Consider the following 17844-nt stretch of genomic DNA (forward strand, 5'->3'; position numbering starts at 1 on the left):
GGGGGGCCGAACTCAGAGGCGCGGATCCTCCTGGACCTTCAGGGCGTTGAGGATCGGGTCACCCTCGCCCTTCTCACGGTTGAACACGATCGTCAGATCCCCACCGGTGTGCTCGACGGTGACCATGTTCGTGTCCGCGGTCAGCGCACCCACCTTCGCCTGCACGTCATGGTCGTGGAGCACGACCTTGCCGTCGGCGAGCACATCGAAGGCACGCTTGCCGGCCTTGACCTTCTCGATCTCCGCGAAGTCGAGGCCGATCCGGTACGTCCCGGCCGGGGCGTTCCTGAACACATAGCTGAACGTCTCGCCGGTCCGCTGCGTGCGGAACAGCGCGTCGTCGCCGGTGCCGGCGATGTCGGCCCTGGTGGTACGCACCCTGCCGCCGACGTGGCCCCATGACCGCGAGCCGAGCGCCTGGTCAGGCGACCAGGAGACGCCGCCGGCACCTACGTATCCCGATCCGCCGGCGTCGACGCCCTTGACGTAGGCCGACGTCGCCAGGCGGACCGGCTTGAGCCGGGTCTCGCCCTTGCCCGCGTTGGACGCCACGAGCACGTCCCCGACGAGCACCCCGGGCTTGATGCCGGCGTTGTCGGCCGTCACCGTGACCGTGGTGGAGGCGCCGGCCGCGAGCGTGACCGTGCCGGTCGCGGCCGGGCCGATGAGGGTCAGCCACGGAAGGTCGGCGGCCTCGTGCCCGCCGTCGTCGGCGCGTCTCTGCTCACTGATCCGTACCGCGAGCGGTGCGGAGCCGCTGTTGGTGACGGTCACGTCGGCCGTCGCCCTCCGCTCCTTGTCGAGGAGCCAGTCGAGGTCCCCTCCGGTGACGGTGGCGATGCCCGTGGTCAGCGCCGTGTCCGCCACCTCGGCCTGATCCTTCCCGGCGATGGTCACCGGGCGGCCGACGGTGACGTAGTTCGGTGCCTCGACCTGCACGGTGTTCTCGCCGACCAGTGCCTGGGCCTTCCACCGGCCCTTGACGTCGGCGGTGATGACCCGCTCCCCCGCGGGCCCCTTGATCGTGACGATCGCGCCCTCGATCGGCTTGCCGTCGTTGCGGTCGGTGACCGTGCCCTCGATCGTGCCGGCGGCCGGGAGGCTGTACTCCAGGCCCAGGCCGGCCTTCAGGACGGGCTGGTCGACGGAGTACTGGCCCGCGGGGTTGCGGTTCAGGCTCTCCACACCGACCGTCGCCGACGAACCCCGGGTGAGCGGGTTGTCGCCGCCGACGCCGTCGCCGTAGCCGATCTGGATCCGCCCGTCGGCGATCAGCGTGACCGAGAAGCTGACACGAGCCGTCCGGTCGCTGTAGAAGGCGGCGTTGCGCCATTCGACGACCTGCGCCGCCACCCCGTCCACCTCGGTGGTGCCGAAGTGGATGCCCGCCTCGTCGTCGACGACGAGGTCGTCCCAGAACGGGTAGACCGCGTCGATCGGGTTCGGGGACGGGAGCGCCGTGTTGCTCCCCGACGTGCTGGCACGGTCGAAGGCCAGCGTGCCGTTCGTCGTCACGCACACGCCGTCCCAGGCGCCGTCGTAGAACGGCTGGAGATAGTCGGCGTTGAACCACAGCGGGCCACAGAGGTCGTCACCGTGCCAGCCGGACTCCTGCGTCCCCTGGCGATAGAACCCCTCGGTCACCTTCATCGTGTACGAGCGACCGGCGGGGGCCACCGGAACCGGGCCCGGGTCCGGCTGCTCCGGCTGTGGCTCCGGCTCCGCCTCGTCAGCGCGCGGGTCGAGCGTCACCCGCAGCGCGGCGATGCTCGGGGTCTTCAAACCCTTCGAGCCCCGCAGCTCCACGGTCAGCGGACCGCCCCCGTGCTGCACGACGGCCTTACGCCAGTCGGCGGCGTTCGGCCCCACGGCCGCGGCCGGGTCGTACGCGTAGTCCGTCAGCGCCCCGTCCACGAGGACGTCGAACACCCGCTTGCCCTTGGCCGCCTTGTCGATCTCGGCGAACCCGAGGTCGATCGTGTAGGTGCCCTTCGGCGCGTCCGGGAAGCGGTAGAACAACTGCTTGTCCGCCGTGGTGCGCTGCGACTGGAACAGGGCGTCGTCCGTCGTACCGGCGATCGCGGCCCTCGTGGAGGCGGCCTTCGTCCTGCCCTCGTAGCCCCACGACTTCTTGCCGGCGGCCTGATCAGCCGACCAGGTGTAGCCAGAGCCGTCGGTGAGCTTCGCGCCGCCGGCGTTCAAGCCGACCTGGTACTTCGTGGTCGTGAGCGTCACCGGGACGTAGCTCTTGGATTGACGTCCGGAGTCGGACCGGACCACGATGTTCGCGCCCCGCACTCCGGGCTCGGCGCCCTTCGAGGAGATCGTGACCGCGACGGTCGCCGACTGACCGGGGGCGAGGGTGCCGCCGGCCGAGGAGAGCGACAGCCACGGCAGGTCGGTGAGCAGGTCGTCCTCGACGTCGACGAGCACGACGTCGTCGGCGATCTGGTCGGCCGCCCACAGCGCCCCGGTGGCGTCGGTCTCCAGGCCGCCGCCCTGGCCCGCCTTCCGGCCCGGGAACCACCACGCGTTCACCAGCGAGCAGTCGCCGGGGTCGACCTGCAACAGGCGGGTGGGCCGGTTCGAGGTCAGGTCGGTGTACCAGATCGTGTCCGACGCCTGGTTGTAGGCCAGGCCCATCACCTCGGGCAGCGGCGGGGCGCAGAAGGACAGCAGCGTGCCCGGGTTGTCGTGCGACGTACCGGCGACGGTCCCGATCATGCCGTTCCTGCGGCCGCCGACGTAGAAGACGTCCCGTGCCGGGTTGTAGGCGAGACCGGTCAGCTGCAGCGTGGACCAGTCCCCCTTGATCTGCCTCGTCTTCTTCCCGGTATCGGTGTCGAAGCAGTGGATGTAGCTGGCCGGGCTGTCCTCCATCTGGCACATGTCACCGGTCCTGGTGTCCAGGGCCATGTCGAACGCCCGGTACGCGGGGTTCCACGACGCGTCGAAGACCTTCGGGGTCCGTTTACCCGCCACCGTGTAGGCGGTGTTGGTGCGCGCGTTGTAGTCGTGGACCCAGACATCGCCGTCGTACCCGATGCCGGAGGGCTCCTTCTCCGCCGTCGTGCCGGGGAGGGGGATCCGGGTGACGACGTCGCCGCCGGCGGTCGCGCCGACCTCGGCGGCGGCCTGCGCTTCCGCGGCACTCGACGTGGCACGTCTGCCGTCGGCGTTCGACGGCTTCATGCCGCTCGCACCGGCCCTCCATGCGGCGACGTCGATCGTGCTCGCCGCGCCCGTGCCGGTGCGCGCGGTGGCGCCGGCGGCGTCGAGTTCGGGGTGCCGCGCGGCTTCGCCCAGGTGGTAGGTGAGGGGTGCGGATCCGTTGTTGGTCAGCGTGAGCGAGCCCATGCCGTTCTGGCCGGTACCCAGCAGCGCCTCGAGGCCGTCGGCTTTCAGGCCGGCGGCACCGGTGGTCAGGCGTGCGTCGATGGTGGCCTTCGCGTAGAGCTCGTCCAGCGAGAACGGGTACGCCGCGGTCGTGTAGTTCGGTGTCTCGACCGTCATGGTGTAACGGCCGACCGGAAGCTGGCGGTGCACGATGCCCGTTCCGTTGGTGGTGACGGTCTCCACGAGCCCGTTCCCGGTGCTGAAGGAGACCTTCGCACCGGCCACCGGCAGCCCGTCGTTCCGGTCCACGACGGTCGCGTCGAGGTATCCGAAGTCGGGCATGTCGTAGGCGACGATCATGCCGTCGCGCAGCACCGGGGCGCTGTCGGAGAACCGGATCCCGTCGACGCCGGCCCAGCCCTGGATGCCCGTGACGGCGTGCGCGCCGGCGGTCACCGGGTCGTCGGCTCCGACGCCGTCGCCGTACCCGAAGATGATGCTTCCCGAGCGGGTGAGCGTGGCCGAGAAGTCGACCGGCGCCGTGTACTCCGACCGGGTCGGATAGGCCCAGAGCTTGGCGTTGCGGTACTCGATGATGAACGCGTCCTCCCCGTCGACCTTGGTGGCCGCCGTGAAGACACCGCCGCCGGGGGCGAACTCGACGGGGGTCTGGACGTAGAACGGGAAGATGCCCGCACCGCCGTAGCCGGGCCCGGTGCTGCCGTCCGGGGCGATGACGCCGCGCAGGCCGATGCCGAGGGTGTCGTGGCTGCCGTTGTAGAGGGCGATCGGGAACGGCAGCTTCACCGTGGCCCACACGCCGCTGTCGAAGGTGACCGGTTCGGTGCCGCGCAGGTACTCGCCCTCGGTGACGGCGCAGCTGTAGCCGCCCTTGTCGACGACGAGCCCGACCGGGATCTCCGACGACTCGTTCTGCGCGCCGACGGTCAGCGGGACCGTCGTGGGCGAGAAGCAGGCGTTGGGCTCGACGGCCAGGTGGTACGCGCCCTCGGGGACGGCGGTGATCGTGAACGTGCCGTCGGCGTCCGTGCGTACCGGCTTCAACGGCGTGCCCTTGACCGAGACGTCGGCGTTCGCGACGGGCCGCTTCCTGTCGTCGACGACTCGGCCGCCGATGTCGTGCCGGGCGGCGGCGGTGAGCGGCAGCTTGACGGAGGTGTCCTGGCCGAGGGTGACCGTGACGTCGGCGGTCGCGGTCAGGTAGCCGAAGGCCTTGATGCTGAGCCGGTAGTCGCCGGCCGGGAGGTTCGTGGTGAACCGGCCGTCCTCGCCGGTTCCGATCGACCGGCTGAACGGCCCGCTGATCGTCACGTCGGCGGCGGGCACCGGGGTGCCGCCGGCGGTGACGACACCGGTGAGGGTGCCGCCCTTGCGGGGCGCGAGCTCCAGCAGGCGGACGAGGTCGAGCCGGCCCTCGCCGTACTTGTTGTTGACCTCGGCGGTGCCGCCGCACTCGGTGTCGTCGACGTCGACGGCCGACTCGCCGAGCAGGCGGCGGGTCTCGTCGACCTGCCCGATCAGGGTCGGGTCGTAGCTCCAGAGCGCCGCGACAGCGCCGGCCACGTGCGGCGCCGCCATCGACGTACCGGACATCTCGACATAACTGTCGTTCGGATAGGCCGAGCGGACGCCGTTGCCAGGGGCGGCGATCTCGGGCTTGATCCGGCCGCCTTCGCCCTCGCCCTTGCGGGAGAACGACGCGAGCGTGCCGTCCGGCGAGTGGGCGCCGACGGAGTAGGCGCTCGCGGCGGAGCCGGGCGAGGAGACGGTGTCGCAGGCCGCGTACGGCGCGGTGTTCCCCGACGACCAGACGCTGAAGATGCCCGCGGCGGTCCAGGCCTCGTCGATGGCCCGGAAGAAGTCGTCGAAGTTGTGTTCGAGGTCCTGCCCCCACGAGTTGTTGATGACGTGCGGGCGCTTGGACGGATCGGGGTTGTCGCCCCGGACGTCGGTCGGTGCCAGCAGCCACCAGCCGGACCGCAGCAGCGACTCGACGCCGCTGTCCTGGCAGCAGCCGTCCGTCGCGATCCACCGCGCGTCCGGTGCGACACCGACGTGGTCGGTGCCGTCCGCGCCGACCATGGTGCCCATGGTGTGCGTGCCGTGCCCGTTGTCGTCGCAGGGCACGCCCGCGCACGAACTGCGGGTGGCCATCCAGTTGTAGTTGTGGTCGACGGTGCCGTCGGGTTTCGTGCCGCGGTACTGGCGCACCAGGGCGGGGTGGTCGAACTGCACGCCCGAGTCGAGGTTGGACACGGTGATGCCGGCGCCGGTGGCGCCCATCGCCCACGACTGCGGGGCCCGGATGGCCTCCAGACCCCACGTGACGGTGCCGTCCTCACCGGTGGCCTTCGGAGCGGCCGGCCGGGCCGACCGCTCGGCGGGGATCTTCTCGTCCACGGGCTCGACGAGCGCCACCTGCGGCGCCGCGTGGATCTCGGCGACCTGCACCCGCGACGCCACGTCGAGGGCGAGCTTCTCGGTGCCGCCCTTGACCAGCACGGCGTTGGCGATCGGGTAGGAGGTGTACTTGACGCCGGCCCGGTCGAGTTCGGTGGAGACCGATGCCGTGGAGTCCTTCGCCGCCGCGGTCAGCGCGTCGTAGACGAACCGGCCACGAGCGGTCCAGTCGGCGATCTTCTTCGCCGGCCCGAGGTCGGCCCCGGTCTCGAAGGTGATCCAGAAGTCGGCGGACGGCTGCGTACGGAAGCGGTCCTTCAGGGTCGGTTCGATCTTGCCGGCGGCTGTACCGGGATCCGGCTCCGCCGCGGACGCCGGAAGTGGCTGGAGCATGCTCAGGCCGACCACTGCGGCCAGCGTCGCCGCGAGGGCTGTGAGTCTCATGGGGTCTCTTCCGCCTACAGGGGTTGGTAGGGGTCGTGGCTCTCGTGGTCGACGGCGTCGTGGGCGTCGGAGGCGTCGCAGGTGCTGTCGTGCGGCTCCCGCGGCAGCAGAGGAGGTGGCGGGTGCTCGACGGTGGAGTCGTCACGCACGACGGGTTGCTCAGGCATGCATCGCCCGTGGGCTATGAATCATGGAGTCATGCTCGGGCGGGCCGGGGGGCCTTAGCTATCCGGTGGATACGTCAATCTTCACGACGCGTCGTCGAGGGAGTCCTCTTCGGCGAACACGCCCGCCTCCACCGCCTTGACCGCGAGGGCGGTCCGGGAGTTCACCTTCAACTTGCGCATCGCCGCGCGCAACTGCTGATCCACGGTGGCCGGAGACTTGGCCAGGATCCGGCTGATCTCCCGGTTCGTCTTACCGGCGACGATCAGCTGGACCACGTCGAGTTCGCGAGGTGACAGCTGGTCGCCGTACCCTTTCCGGCCGCCGCGCCACAATCGCGGGACCTCGGCGCCGTGCTCGCGGAGCCGCTGGGCGACACGGTCCGCGTCGCCGCGGGCGCCCAGCCTGAACAACTGCTCGTACTGCTCCGCCAGCAGTTCGCGGCCCGGCTCGATCCGGCCCTGCGCCAGGAGCGCCTCGGCCTGGCGCTCACGGGCGCGCATGGCGTCGTAGGGGCGCGGCAACGTGCTCCAGGCGCGCGCCGCCCGGTCGTAGGCCGTCGCCGCCCGGGAATGGTCGCCGGCCGCGGCGAGCAGCAGGGCACGGCACACGGTGAGCGCGGCGCGCGGCGCGGGTGCCGTACGGCCACGCAGCCCACGGGCGAACCGGCCGACCAGTCTGGTCGCGGCCGTCAGGTCACCGGCGGCGAGCAGCGCCTCGATCCGGGCCGGAACGAGGTCCGTCGCCCAGACCCAGATGCCCTTCCGCAGGACGGTGTCCATCGGCTCGTTCGTGATCCGCAGCGCCTGGCGGCTGTTTCCGTCGGTCAGCCACAGCCTGGCCAGCGCGGCGGCGGCCTCCATCGTGTCGTCGGCCGCGCCGAGCCGGGCGGATTCCTCCAGGACCAGCCGGAACTGCTCCTCCGCCGCGCGCCGCCGTCCGGCCGCGGCCGCCAGCCGGGCAGCGAGGCGGATGCTGCCGAGATAATGAGCCGGCCGGTCCCGGTCGGCGTCGGCGAGTGCCGCGCTCGTCTCCACCAGACCGTCCCACCGGCCGGTGTTCCACGCCAGGTTGGCCTGTTCGAGCCGGACGTTGTGCTGCAACCGGGACGCCTGCTCGGCCTCGGCGAGGCGCATGGCCACCGCCAGGTGTTGTCCGGCGTCGGCGTACCGGCCCCAGATCAGCGCCCCGGTACCGACATTGACGTGGATGCGGGCCACGTCCAGACGCTCCGCCGCCGTCGTACCGTCGACGGGCAGATCGGCGACGACGTCCCAGGCCTCCTGCTCGCCCAGCATGAGCAGCGCCGCGGCCCGGTTTCCGGCCAGGTTGAGCCGCTGCGCGGGGGAGTCGATCTGAGCGGTCAGTTCAGCGGCGCGATCCAGCCAGCGCCGATGGGTCGAGGCCGGCCACGGTCCCGCGTAGGCCCAGCCGAGGTAGGTCATCGCCCGGGCCGCCTCCACCGGATCGTGGTCGAGGTCGGCCACCGCCCGCTCCAGCTCGCTGAGCGCCGCCCGCGCCTCGCCCCCGGTGATCAGAAGCCGGCCCAGGGGGTTGCGGATCTCGGCCTGCTGGCGGGCGGAGAGGCCGGGGGTCTCCAGCACCGAGCGCAGAGTACGGATCACACGGTGGTAGACCGCGTCGACCGGTTCACGACGGCCCAGCGCGGCGACTCCGGCGATGCGCGCGATCCGCGCCCGGTCCACCGGCGGCAGCACGGCCCACGACAGCAGATCGACCAGCAGGTGGACCGCCTTGGTGTGGTCACCCGAGGCCATGGCCAGCTCGGCGCCCTGCTCGGCGTACCGCGCCCAGGACCGCGTCTCGCCGGCCTCCCGGAAGTGGTGGGCGAGGCGCGCCACCGGCGGCGGGCGCAGGTGCTCCAAGGCCCGGCCGGCCAGCAGGTGGAACTGCCTGCGGTCGGTCAAGGGGATCGCTTCGTAGACGGCGGTGGCGGCCAGCACATGCCGGAACCGCCACCGCTCGCGGTCGTCTCCGTCCAGGATGCCGGCGCCGGCGGCCTCCGTGATGGCGCCCCGGCATGCGGCTGGTGACAGGCCGGCGGTCATCGCGATCGTCGCCGGCGAGGAACGCTCGGCCAACGTGGCGGCCGCGCGCAACACCTGCTGCGCCGTCGGCGACAGACGGCTCACCCGTTCCCGGGTGGAGTCGCGAACCGTCGGTGGAACCCGTAGCTCGCGCAGCTTCAGCCGGACCCACTGCCCGTCGCGGAAGACCAGGTCGGCACGGTCGCACATGAGGCGGACCGATTCCTCCACGGCCAGCGGAACACCGCCGGTCCGATCGTGCATGAACGTCGTGAACTCCTGCGAGATCGGTTTGCCGTCGAGCATCGAGGACACCAGCACCGCCGTGTCGTCGGGTCGCATGGGCGCCAGGGCGATCCTCAGCTGGGTCACGCCGGCGGGCAGCCGGGACGTCAGCCGCAGCAACAGCGATCCGTCGTCCACCTCCTCCGGCCGATACGAGATCACCAGGCTGAGCCCGTCCGAGTGCTGCCGGGAGATGACGAACAGCAGGAATTCCAGGGTCACCTCGTCGGCCCAGTGCGCGTCCTCGAGCACGAGAACGTCGACGCGCAGAGCCCGCAACAACTCGTCCAGGGCACGGAACAGGCGGTGCCGGGCCGCCTTCGCATCGTCCAGGGCCGGCAATGCGGGCGGCAGGCTCGAGGACCATTCCGGAAACAGGGGCCGTAACGCGCCGGCGAGCTCGGTGAGCCGTAGGCGCGGCACCGGGCGCTCGATCCCATGGAACGCGTCGACGATCGGCCCCAACGTCAGCGACTCACGAAGCGGTGGGCACACCGACACCAGGGCGGTGCGCCGGTCCGGCGCGGCCGACCACTCGCGCAGCAGCCGGCTCTTGCCGATCCCCGCCTCACCTTCCACCAGCACGATCGCCGGAGACCTGGCCAGGGCGCCGCGCAGCGCCGCCAGCTCCCGGTCGCGGCCGACGAAACGCGGCGTGGAAACGGTCGGTGAGGTCCCGTCGTCCTCGGGCGAGGGGTCGAGCATGCGTGATGTTCTCGCTTTTGGACAGTCGGGCACAAGACCATCGCGGCGACCGGCCTCGATCATTCGAGTGGCGCCCGACACAACGGCAATGCCGCTCGCCGGCACCCGGTGTCCACCCGGGCCGGCGCGGGCCGGCCCGGGCAGGCGGAGGTCAGGGTTTGGTGAGCAGGCAGCCGGAGACGGTCAGGTCGATGGTGCGGGTGGCGCTCAGGCAGGTGGTGAACCAGTAGGTCTGCTGGCCGTAGCTGCGCCCCTGCAGCACGGTGACCACCCCGGACGCGCTGACCTCGCACGGGTTGTTGAGGGTGCAGCGCCCGCCGCTCTCGTTGCCGGTGTTGTTGATGCCGATCAGCTCGCCGGTGGCGGTGCTGACGATCGGCGATCCGGACGTGCCGCCGATGGTGTCGCAGCCCGCGTTGTAGCGGACCGAGTCCTTCCAGGTCCAGGTGTCCTCGCGCAGCGTGGTCACGAAACCGTCGATCGAGCAGTTCCAGACCCGCTTCCAGTAGCCGGACGGGATCCCGATCGACGTCCCGGCCGCGGGGTGTGCGGCCGAGATGGTCAGCGGGACGGCCCCGTACGACGACGACAGCGCCGCGAACGTGGTGTTCAGCCGGTAGAGGGCGACGTCGTTGCCGGTCATCGTCGCGTAGATCACCCGGTTCGCCCGGACCCGGGCCACCGAGCCGCCGGAGCTGTTGAGCAGCGTGCCGGTGCGGGTGCTGGAGACGTTCTGGATGACCCGGCCCGCGGCGATGAAACCGCCCTCGTAGCAGTGCCCGTTGGTGAGCATCATCGCGCTGTCCGTGCCGACCGAGGTGGGGAACCGGACGAGCGAGGCCGAACAGTTGTTCAGCGCGATGGTGTTCGCCAGCGTCACCGCGACCGCGGTGGGGGCCGGCGCGGCCGCCTGGGCCGGGGCGACCGGCCCGGTCAGGACGCCGGCGATGGCCGCCAGCGTGGTGGCGCCGAGTGCTAGTGCCCGTCGAAAACGCATGAAGGTTCCCCTCACTGCGGAGCGGCAGCCCGGGTGCGACCTGCCGCTCAGGGTGGCGGCGGGGCATGACGGGTCGACGGCACGCCTACGCCGGTGTTCCTGGCGTAGGCACCGTCCCATCAGACATTTGCACGTGTCAATATCCAAAAACCCACGGACAGCGGCGTTATGACCTCAGCGAACCCGCTCGGCGCTGAACTGCATCCGCGGCGCGGCATAGAACTCCTGGGCCTGCACCAGCCGCAGCTCACGCTCACCCGACCGATAGGTCAGATCGATCAGATCAAAAACGCTGGAGGCGGTACGCTCCAGCGCCACCGCCGCATTCCCGGTGGCCACGTAGTGCGCCGTGAACAGGGCGGCCGTGACATCACCGGACCCGTTGGCCTTGAACGGCAGATGCGGGGTGCTCACGATCCAGGCGCCGGCGGGGTCCACGACCAGCATCTCGATCGTGCCCTCCTCCCGGTCGGGCCGCTCCACGCTGGTGACCAGCACCGTCGAGGGCCCCATCGCGCGGGCGAGGTCGGCCGACTCCAGCGTCGACTCGACCGACGCCGGCTCGGTGCCGGTCAGGAAGCCCAGCTCGAACTGGTTCGGGGTGATGATGTCGGCCACCGGCACGACCTTGTCCCGCAGCAGGACCGGGATCTCGGGCGCGACGAAACACCCGGACTTCGCGTTGCCCATGACCGGGTCACAAGCGTAGACGGCCGCGGGATTCTCCGCCTTCACCCGGCGCACGGCGTCGACGATGACGTCGGCGATGCCCACCCCGCCCTGATAGCCCGACAGCACGGCGTCGATCTGCGGGAACACCCCGCGCTCCTGCACACCGAGGAGGATCTCGGCCACGTCCGGCGGCGGGATGAGCGGGCCGCGCCAGGCGCCGTACCCCGTGTGGTTGGAGAAGTTGACCGTGTAGACCGGGACGACCTCGACACCGATGCGCTGCAGCGGGAAGACGGCCGCGGAGTTGCCGACATGCCCGTGGGCCACCGCCGACTGGATGGACAGAACCTTCATGTCCTCAGCGTAGACATCACCGGGGACCGCGGGTGGTCGCCCGCGCTCCCCGGTGATGCAGCCCCCAGTGCGGTCCGTCAGGCGCTGGTGCAGGTCGCGCCGTTGAGCGTGTACGCCGCCGGCGCCCCGCTGTTGCCGGAGTGGGTCGCCTGGAACCCGAAACTGACCGACGCACCCGGCGCCACGGTGGCGTTGTAGGCGACGTTGGAGGCGACCACCCGGCCGGACATCGGCGAGTAGGTGGCGTTCCAGCCGTTGGTGATGCTCTGCCCGGACGGGAGGTCGAAGGCCACGGCCCAGCCGTTCACCGCGGAACCGCCGGTGTTGGTGACGGTGATGTTCGCGGTCAGGCCGTTGCTCCACGGGTTGACGGTGCTGCTGACCCGGCACGCCGCGGGCCCGGACGGCGAGCTGCTCGACGCCGAGGGCACCGGGTCGGACGGCCCGGGGCTTGGCGAGCTGGTGCTGCCGAACTGGGTGAAGAACTGCCACACCTCACCGGACACCCATGACGACGAGGCGTTGCGGTCCACCGGCAGCGGCACGTGGTCGCCGTCGAAGGCCGCCCACCGGACCGGGTAGCCGGCCCGGCATCCGGTGTAGTTGGTGGTGATGTGGGTGCCGCTGCCCTGCGCCGGTTCCGGCGGGTTCTGTGCCGTGCAGCCGTTGGCGCGGACGAAGGAGTCCCGCAGGCCACGGCCGTTGGAGATGTTCAGGACGCTGTCCCGGATGCCGTGGATGCCGAAGTAGGCGACCGGCTGGGAGGCCGAGGAGCATCCACTGAGGTTGGCGCCGGCGATCGGGGCGACCGCCCGGAACACCGTCGGGCGGGCGCAGGCCAGGGCGTAGCTCATCGCGCCGCCGTAGCTGAAGCCGAGGGCGAACCGCTGGGACGTGTCGACGCACAGGTCGTTCTCGACCGTACGCAGGATGTCGTCGACGAGGGTGACGTCGCGGCCGCCGGTGTTGGCCCAGCCGGCGTCGAGGCCCTGCGGCGCGACGAAGATCGCGCTGTTGGCGGCCCGCTGCTGGAGTCCGTAGAAGCCGTTGCCGACCACGTCGTTGGCGCTGCCGTTGAGCCAGTGCAACCCGACGACCAGCCGGTACGACTGGCTGCTGGAGTAGTTGCCGGGCAGCCGCAGGATGTAGGTGCGGGCGCGCCCGCCGCTCTGGATGGTGTAGGTGCCGTCGCGCAGGGTCGGCGTCTTGCCGCATCCCGCGGTGGTCGCCATGGCCCCGATCTGCCCTGCCGACGCGATCCCGCCGGCCATCAACGCGGTGGCGGCGGCGACCAGGGTGACCGCGGCGGCGGCCACCACGCCGAGGACCGTACGATGCGATGCTCTTCGTTCCGTCATTCGGAGGACCTCCCAGTCGCCGCACATTCATGCACGACAATTCTTAAAACTGCTCACAGTTGCGTCAGGCATGTTACGGGAGCGCTCCCAGAGCTTCAATGGAACCGCTGAACGGTATTCCTGGAATCCCATTGGTCGAGCCGGTCCACACAGCTCAACGCGCATGGCGCACGGTTATAACAGTTTTCGGAGCAGCATTTTTGGCGGATTCCGTGAAGCCCGGGCACGAGCGGCCTGGCCCCCCGCCGGACCCGCCAGCAGCGGTGACGAGGTGGCCAGTGCCCGAAGGGCCGGGGTCCTGGCCGGTACTGCGACCACGCGCACCCTCGTTGCATAACGCTTTTTAGACCTGGATTACTTCAGATTGCTGAAGACCCCCAAAGAACCACCAGACCGGACACCCGGGCACCCGGCCGGCCCGCGACGGCGATCGAGAGGAATAGGGTGACCCAGCTATGAGGGCACCCGACACGAACCTGGCCACGATGGTCGCCGCCGCGCAACGTGGCGACCGGCGTGCTCTCGCCGACCTCGTCTCCACCCACCTGCCGCTGATCCGCAACGTCGTCGGCCGCGCGGTGGACAACAGCGCGGATGTGGACGACATCGTCCAGGACACGATGGTGCGGGCCGTACGGGAGCTGCCCGCCCTGCGCAGTCCCGGCAGCTTTCCGACCTGGCTGACGTCGATCGCGGTCCGGCAGGTCGGCACCTACCGGACCCGGGAGGAGTCCCGGATCGGCCGGACGACCGTTCTCGAGGACGCCGTCGACCGGCCGGACCTCGGCGCCGACCCGGAAGGGGCCGGCGTGCTGCGCGCCGAGCTGAGCGCCCAGCGGCGGGAGGTCGCCCGGGCCGGCCGGTGGCTCGACCCGGACGACCGGATCCTGCTCTCGCTCTGGTGGCAGGAGGTCGCCGGAACCATGAGCCGCGCGGAGATCGCCGCGACGTTGGGGCTCACCGTGGCCCACACCGGCGTACGCATCCAGCGGATGCGCGAACAACTGGACGCGGCCCGGACGGTGATCGCGGCACTCGGCGCCGGCGCCTGCCCGGAACTGGCCGGATCGACGGCCGGCTGGGACGGCCGCCCGGACCGGGTGTGGCGCAAACGTCTGACCCGGCACGTCCGGTCCTGCCCGGTGTGCGCTCCGGCGGCACAGCGGCATGTACCGGTCGAGCGGCTGCTCGGGAGTCTGCCGGCTCTCGCGGTACCGCCCGCTCTCGCCGAGTCCGTTCTGGCCGCGGCCGCGGCCGGCGCCGCGCCCGTGGCCGTGTCCGGTGCGGTGGCCACCGGGATCAAGCCTCCCTGGTGAAGCTGCTGTCCGCCCATCCGGTGGTCGCCGCCGTCACCGGCGCCACGGTGGCCGCCGGGGTGGCCGTACCGGTCATCGTCCTAGACGATCCGGAGCCGCCGGCGCCGACGACGAACAGCGCCCCGGATCCGCGGAACACGACGCCGCCGAACTCGGCGGGCCCCGTGCCCGCTCCCGCGCCGACGGCGACGATCAGGCCGGGCCGCCTCTCCCTGGAGTGGGCCGGTGGCGGCTACCTGACCGCCCGCGACGACGACGTGGCCGTGATCGCGCCGGCCGACGGCGACGCCCGCGACCGGCGCCGGGCCACCTTCGTCGCCGTCACCGGGCTGGCCGACCCGGACTGCTACTCGTTCCGGACGCTCGACGGCAGATATCTGCGGCACTACGAGCTGCTCGCCTACGCCAACGCCCCGGACGGCACCGCAATCCTGCCGAAGGACGCCACCTACTGCCCGCTGCCCGGCGCGACGCCCGAGACCGTGATCCTGCAATCACACAACTACCCGCAGCTCTGCCTACGGTGGACCGGGACGGAGCTGCGCATCGGGTACAACGACGGAAGCGAGAAGTTCCGCGCCGACAACAGTTTCCGGATACGGCCCCCGCTGGCCGGCTGACAGGCTGCCGCCGCGCCCGATGCCGGACCCGCTCATGCCCCGCGCTGCCAGTCGCGGCGGGCCTCGGCCGCCGCCACCAGCGCGCGGACCACCGGCAGTGCCTTCTCCATGGCCTCGCGGCCGGACTCCTCGAACTCCGGGATCCGGTTCAGTTCCCAGAACGCGTACGCGTCGACCTCGGGTTTCAGCACCAGATCCGCGTCGTCCTCCAGCGAGTCGCGGCCGCCGGGTTGCAGGGTGCTCACCGCCACCAGGATGTGCAGCACCGTCGTCGGCGGGCGCCGGGGCAGCGGACCGGACACGTCCACCGCGATCACGATGTCCGCGCCCATCCCCCGGGCCAGCGACGCGGGCACCATGGTCACCAGGCCGCCGTCGACCAGCAGGTGCCCGTCGCGTTCGACCGGCGAGAACACTCCCGGGATGGCGGCGCTGGCCAGCACGGCGCTGGCCACCGGTCCGGACCGCATCACGACCTCCCGCCCGGTGGTCAGGTCACAGGCGATCGCCGCGAACGGCAGCGACAGGTCCTCGAAGTCCACCCCGCCGAGCGCCGTCTCCAGGAACAGCCCGAGCTTCGACGTCTCGAACAGCGCCTTGCGGGTACGCCCCGGGCGGACCAGCCGGGCCCAGCGCAGGGTCTGTGCCAGCTTGGCGATGTCCGCCGGGCTCATCCCGTGGGCGTAGAGGGCGCCGACCAGCGCACCGGCACTGGTGCCGGTGATGATCGCGGGTGGCAGGCCGACCCGGTCCAGGACGTCGAGCACGCCGATGTGAGCGGCGCCGCGCACCGCGCCGCCGCCGAGCGCCAGTCCGATCCGGATCGGTGGGGTCTCGTCATCCACGCTGACAGGTTAGGCCCCGCTCAGGCCGAGCCGCGCCGCACCAATCGGGTGGGCAGGATGATCGACGTCGGTTGCTCCCCGGCGATCAGCGCGATCAGCATCCGGGCCATCTCCTTGCCGAGGGCCTGGATCGACTGGTGCACCGTGGTCAACGGCGGATCGGTCTGCGCGGCGATGTCGAGATCGTCGAAGCCCACCACCGCGACGTCGGCCGGCACGGTGCGCCCGGCGTCACTGAGCACACGCAGCGCCCCGGCGGCCATCTTGTCGCTGGCGGCGAAGACCGCGTCCAGGTCGGGGTGGCGGTCGAGCAGGACCTTCATCGCCGCGGCGCCGCCGGCCTCGGTGAAGTCGCCCTCCACCGTGCCGTACGGGACGAGCCCGGCCATGACCATCGCCTCCCGGTATCCGCGGTAGCGGGCCTCGCCGACCTCGGTGGCCATCTGGCCGGTGATGGTCACGATCCGGGTGCGGCCGAGGCCGAGCAGATGGTCGGTGGCGAGGCGTGCCCCGCCGAGGTTGTCGGAGTCGACATACCACTGCGGTTCGGCGTGCCACGGCCGGCCACCGTGGACGGCGGGCAGGCCGGACTCGCCGACGATGCCGGTCAGCGGGTCCTCTCCGTGCAGGGCCATCAGCATGATGCCGTCCACACCGCGGGCGTGCAGCAGGTTCGTCAGCCGGGACCGGCCGCGGCCGGAACTGGCCAGGCACAGCAGCAGGTGCAGGTCGGTCTCCTCCAGGGCGGCGGACACCCCGACGATGACCTGCGCGAAGAACGGGTCGGCGAACAGCGCCGGGTCGTCGTGGGACAGCGCGAGGGCGACGATCCCGGTCTGCCGGGTGGCCAGGGCCCGGGCGGTGCGGTTGGGCCGGTAGCCCAGTTCCCTGATCGCCTTCTCGACGGCCTCGCGGGTGGCGCGGCTGACGTACGGCGCCTGATTGATGACCCGGGACGCGGCGGAGCGTGACACACCGGCGCGCGCGGCCACCTCGTCGAGGGTGGGCTGCCTACGGGGTGTCGCTGCGGCCATGGGGATGCCGTGTCCTTCCGGTCGGGTTCGCCGCCCGATCGTAACGGCTGGTCGAAGGACGTCGATCTCTGGGAGCGGTCCCAGAAACGGTCTCGATCCCCTTGACAGCGGCCGTCCACGTAACCAGCATGAAATCGAAGTATGCGAATTCATGTTTCTGGAAGCGCTTCCAGAGGCATGCTCGGCCGATCCCCACCCCCACGTCCAGGAGACCCACTTCATGAGACGACCAACCCTCACCGGAGCACTCGCCACCCTCGCGATGCTCGTCCCCGCGGTGCTGCTCGGCGCCCCCGCCGCCCACGCCGACCCGATCAGCCAGACCAGCGGCTTCTACGTCAACCCGAACTCCAGCCCCGCGGCGTGGGCCGCCGCCAACCCCGGGGACGGGCGCGCCGCCGCCATCCGCACCTCGATCGCACAGAAGCCGATGGCCAGCTGGTTCGGCAACTGGAGCGGCGACATCAACGGAGCGGTCGGCAGGTATGTCGGCGCCGCCGACGCGGTCGACAAACTGCCGCTGCTGGTGGCGTACAACCTTCCCGGCCGGGACGCGTGCGGCGGGCACTCCGGCGGCGGTGCCGGAAGCGTCGCCGCCTACGACTCGTGGATCGCGTCCTTCGCCGCCGCGATCGGCAACCGCCCGGCCGTAGTGATCCTCGAACCGGACTCGCTGGGCGACTTCAACTGCATGAGCCAGACGCAGATCAACGAGCGCGCCGGCATGCTGTCGCGCGCACTCGGCCAGTTCCGGTCCAAGGCCCCCCACACCTGGGCCTACCTCGACGCCGGCAACTCCGGCTGGGTCGACGCCGCGACGATGGCGCAACGCCTCAACACCGCGGGCGTGTCCGGTGCGCACGGCTTCGCGCTCAACGTGTCGAACTACTTCACCACCGGCGAGAACAGCAACTACGGCAACCGGGTCGCCAACGAGCTGCGGCGCTTCGGGTACAGCAAGCCGTTCGTGATCGACACCAGCCGCAACGGCAACGGCTCCAACGGCCAGTGGTGCAACCCGTCCGGCCGCCGGCTCGGCACCCCGACCCAGATGGGCGGCGGCGCGGAGATGCTGCTGTGGCTCAAGACCCCGGGCGAGTCCGACGGCAACTGCGGCGTCGGCGGCGGTTCCAGCGCCGGCCAGTTCCTGCCGGAGGTCGCCTACAAGATGATCTACGGCTACTGACCCGGTCACCCGGCCCGCGGACCGACCCCGAACCGGTCCGCGGGCCACCCCGCCCGGC

At 71.3% G+C, this 17844-nt stretch carries 11 protein-coding genes; 3 read left to right on the forward strand and 8 right to left on the reverse strand.

Going from position 1 to position 17844, the window contains the following annotated elements; genetic code table 11:
• Positions 1 to 12: 12 nt before the first annotated feature.
• The 6 genes from BC793_RS37830 to BC793_RS37850 all read right to left on the reverse strand — a co-directional run bounded on the left by BC793_RS37830 (position 13) and on the right by BC793_RS37850 (position 12785).
• The gene (locus BC793_RS37830) at positions 13 to 6201 is read right to left on the reverse strand and encodes a S8 family serine peptidase (protein ID WP_109601414.1); all 6189 of its coding nucleotides are present in this window, start codon (positions 6199 to 6201) and stop codon (positions 13 to 15) included.
• A 14-nt stretch (positions 6202 to 6215) separates the two neighbouring features.
• A complete protein-coding gene (locus BC793_RS49945) occupies positions 6216 to 6368 on the reverse strand; it encodes a hypothetical protein (RefSeq protein ID WP_158319502.1) in 153 nt (50 codons plus the stop codon).
• Positions 6369 to 6449: 81 nt separating this feature from the next.
• Entirely contained in the window at positions 6450 to 9404 is a 2955-nt protein-coding gene (locus tag BC793_RS37835; RefSeq protein ID WP_109601415.1) for a helix-turn-helix transcriptional regulator, read from the reverse strand.
• A 151-nt stretch (positions 9405 to 9555) separates the two neighbouring features.
• On the reverse strand, positions 9556 to 10401 hold the full coding sequence (locus BC793_RS37840; RefSeq protein WP_109601416.1) for a S1 family peptidase: 846 nt from the start codon (positions 10399 to 10401) through the stop codon (positions 9556 to 9558).
• Between the two features lie 174 nt (positions 10402 to 10575).
• Positions 10576 to 11427 (reverse strand): pyridoxal kinase PdxY, encoded by an 852-nt coding sequence (pdxY, locus tag BC793_RS37845; RefSeq protein WP_109601417.1) that lies wholly within the window; start codon positions 11425 to 11427, stop codon positions 10576 to 10578.
• 77 nt (positions 11428 to 11504) lie between these two features.
• Complete coding sequence (locus BC793_RS37850) at positions 11505 to 12785, reverse strand: CE1 family esterase (protein WP_170167322.1); 1281 nt, start codon at positions 12783 to 12785, stop codon at positions 11505 to 11507.
• 455 nt (positions 12786 to 13240) lie between these two features.
• On the opposite strand from BC793_RS37850, the gene BC793_RS37855 reads away from it, so the two are divergent.
• Both BC793_RS37855 and BC793_RS49950 read left to right on the forward strand, forming a co-directional pair.
• A complete protein-coding gene (locus BC793_RS37855; RefSeq protein WP_109601418.1) occupies positions 13241 to 14101 on the forward strand; it encodes an RNA polymerase sigma factor in 861 nt (286 codons plus the stop codon).
• Positions 14098 to 14721, forward strand: coding sequence for an AbfB domain-containing protein (locus BC793_RS49950; protein WP_158319503.1), 624 nt, complete (start codon positions 14098 to 14100; stop codon positions 14719 to 14721). The genes BC793_RS37855 and BC793_RS49950 overlap by 4 nt, the downstream gene beginning before the upstream one ends.
• Before the next feature lie 32 nt (positions 14722 to 14753).
• Here the strand turns inward: BC793_RS49950 and BC793_RS37865 are convergent, their stop codons facing one another.
• Together BC793_RS37865 and BC793_RS37870 are read right to left on the reverse strand one after the other, a co-directional pair.
• Positions 14754 to 15566 (reverse strand): patatin-like phospholipase family protein, encoded by an 813-nt coding sequence (locus BC793_RS37865; RefSeq protein WP_109601419.1) that lies wholly within the window; start codon positions 15564 to 15566, stop codon positions 14754 to 14756.
• Between the two features lie 20 nt (positions 15567 to 15586).
• Positions 15587 to 16600 carry a LacI family DNA-binding transcriptional regulator gene (locus BC793_RS37870; protein WP_109601420.1) on the reverse strand — a complete coding sequence of 338 codons (1014 nt, stop codon included), beginning with the start codon at positions 16598 to 16600 and terminating at the stop codon, positions 15587 to 15589.
• A 220-nt stretch (positions 16601 to 16820) separates the two neighbouring features.
• Here BC793_RS37870 and BC793_RS37875 point away from each other — a divergent pair, with 220 nt between their 5' ends.
• Positions 16821 to 17786 carry a glycoside hydrolase family 6 protein gene (locus BC793_RS37875; RefSeq protein WP_109601421.1) on the forward strand — a complete coding sequence of 322 codons (966 nt, stop codon included), beginning with the start codon at positions 16821 to 16823 and terminating at the stop codon, positions 17784 to 17786.
• Positions 17787 to 17844: the final 58 nt, after the last annotated feature.

Source organism: Actinoplanes xinjiangensis (assembly GCF_003148685.1).
In the GTDB taxonomy this organism is placed as follows: Bacteria; Actinomycetota; Actinomycetes; order Mycobacteriales; family Micromonosporaceae; genus Actinoplanes; species Actinoplanes xinjiangensis.

Bases quoted from the DNA above. Each gene is read 5' to 3' on its own strand.
- BC793_RS37830 (WP_109601414.1), bottom strand. From the start codon at position 6,201: ATGAGACTCACAGCCCTCGCGGCGACGCTGGCCGCAGTGGTCGGCCTG.
- BC793_RS49945 (WP_158319502.1), bottom strand. From the start codon at position 6,368: ATGCCTGAGCAACCCGTCGTGCGTGACGACTCCACCGTCGAGCACCCG.
- BC793_RS37835 (WP_109601415.1), bottom strand. From the start codon at position 9,404: ATGCTCGACCCCTCGCCCGAGGACGACGGGACCTCACCGACCGTTTCC.
- BC793_RS37840 (WP_109601416.1), bottom strand. From the start codon at position 10,401: ATGCGTTTTCGACGGGCACTAGCACTCGGCGCCACCACGCTGGCGGCC.
- pdxY (WP_109601417.1), bottom strand. From the start codon at position 11,427: ATGAAGGTTCTGTCCATCCAGTCGGCGGTGGCCCACGGGCATGTCGGC.
- BC793_RS37850 (WP_170167322.1), bottom strand. From the start codon at position 12,785: ATGACGGAACGAAGAGCATCGCATCGTACGGTCCTCGGCGTGGTGGCC.
- BC793_RS37855 (WP_109601418.1), top strand. From the start codon at position 13,241: ATGAGGGCACCCGACACGAACCTGGCCACGATGGTCGCCGCCGCGCAA.
- BC793_RS37870 (WP_109601420.1), bottom strand. From the start codon at position 16,600: ATGGCCGCAGCGACACCCCGTAGGCAGCCCACCCTCGACGAGGTGGCC.
- BC793_RS37875 (WP_109601421.1), top strand. From the start codon at position 16,821: ATGAGACGACCAACCCTCACCGGAGCACTCGCCACCCTCGCGATGCTC.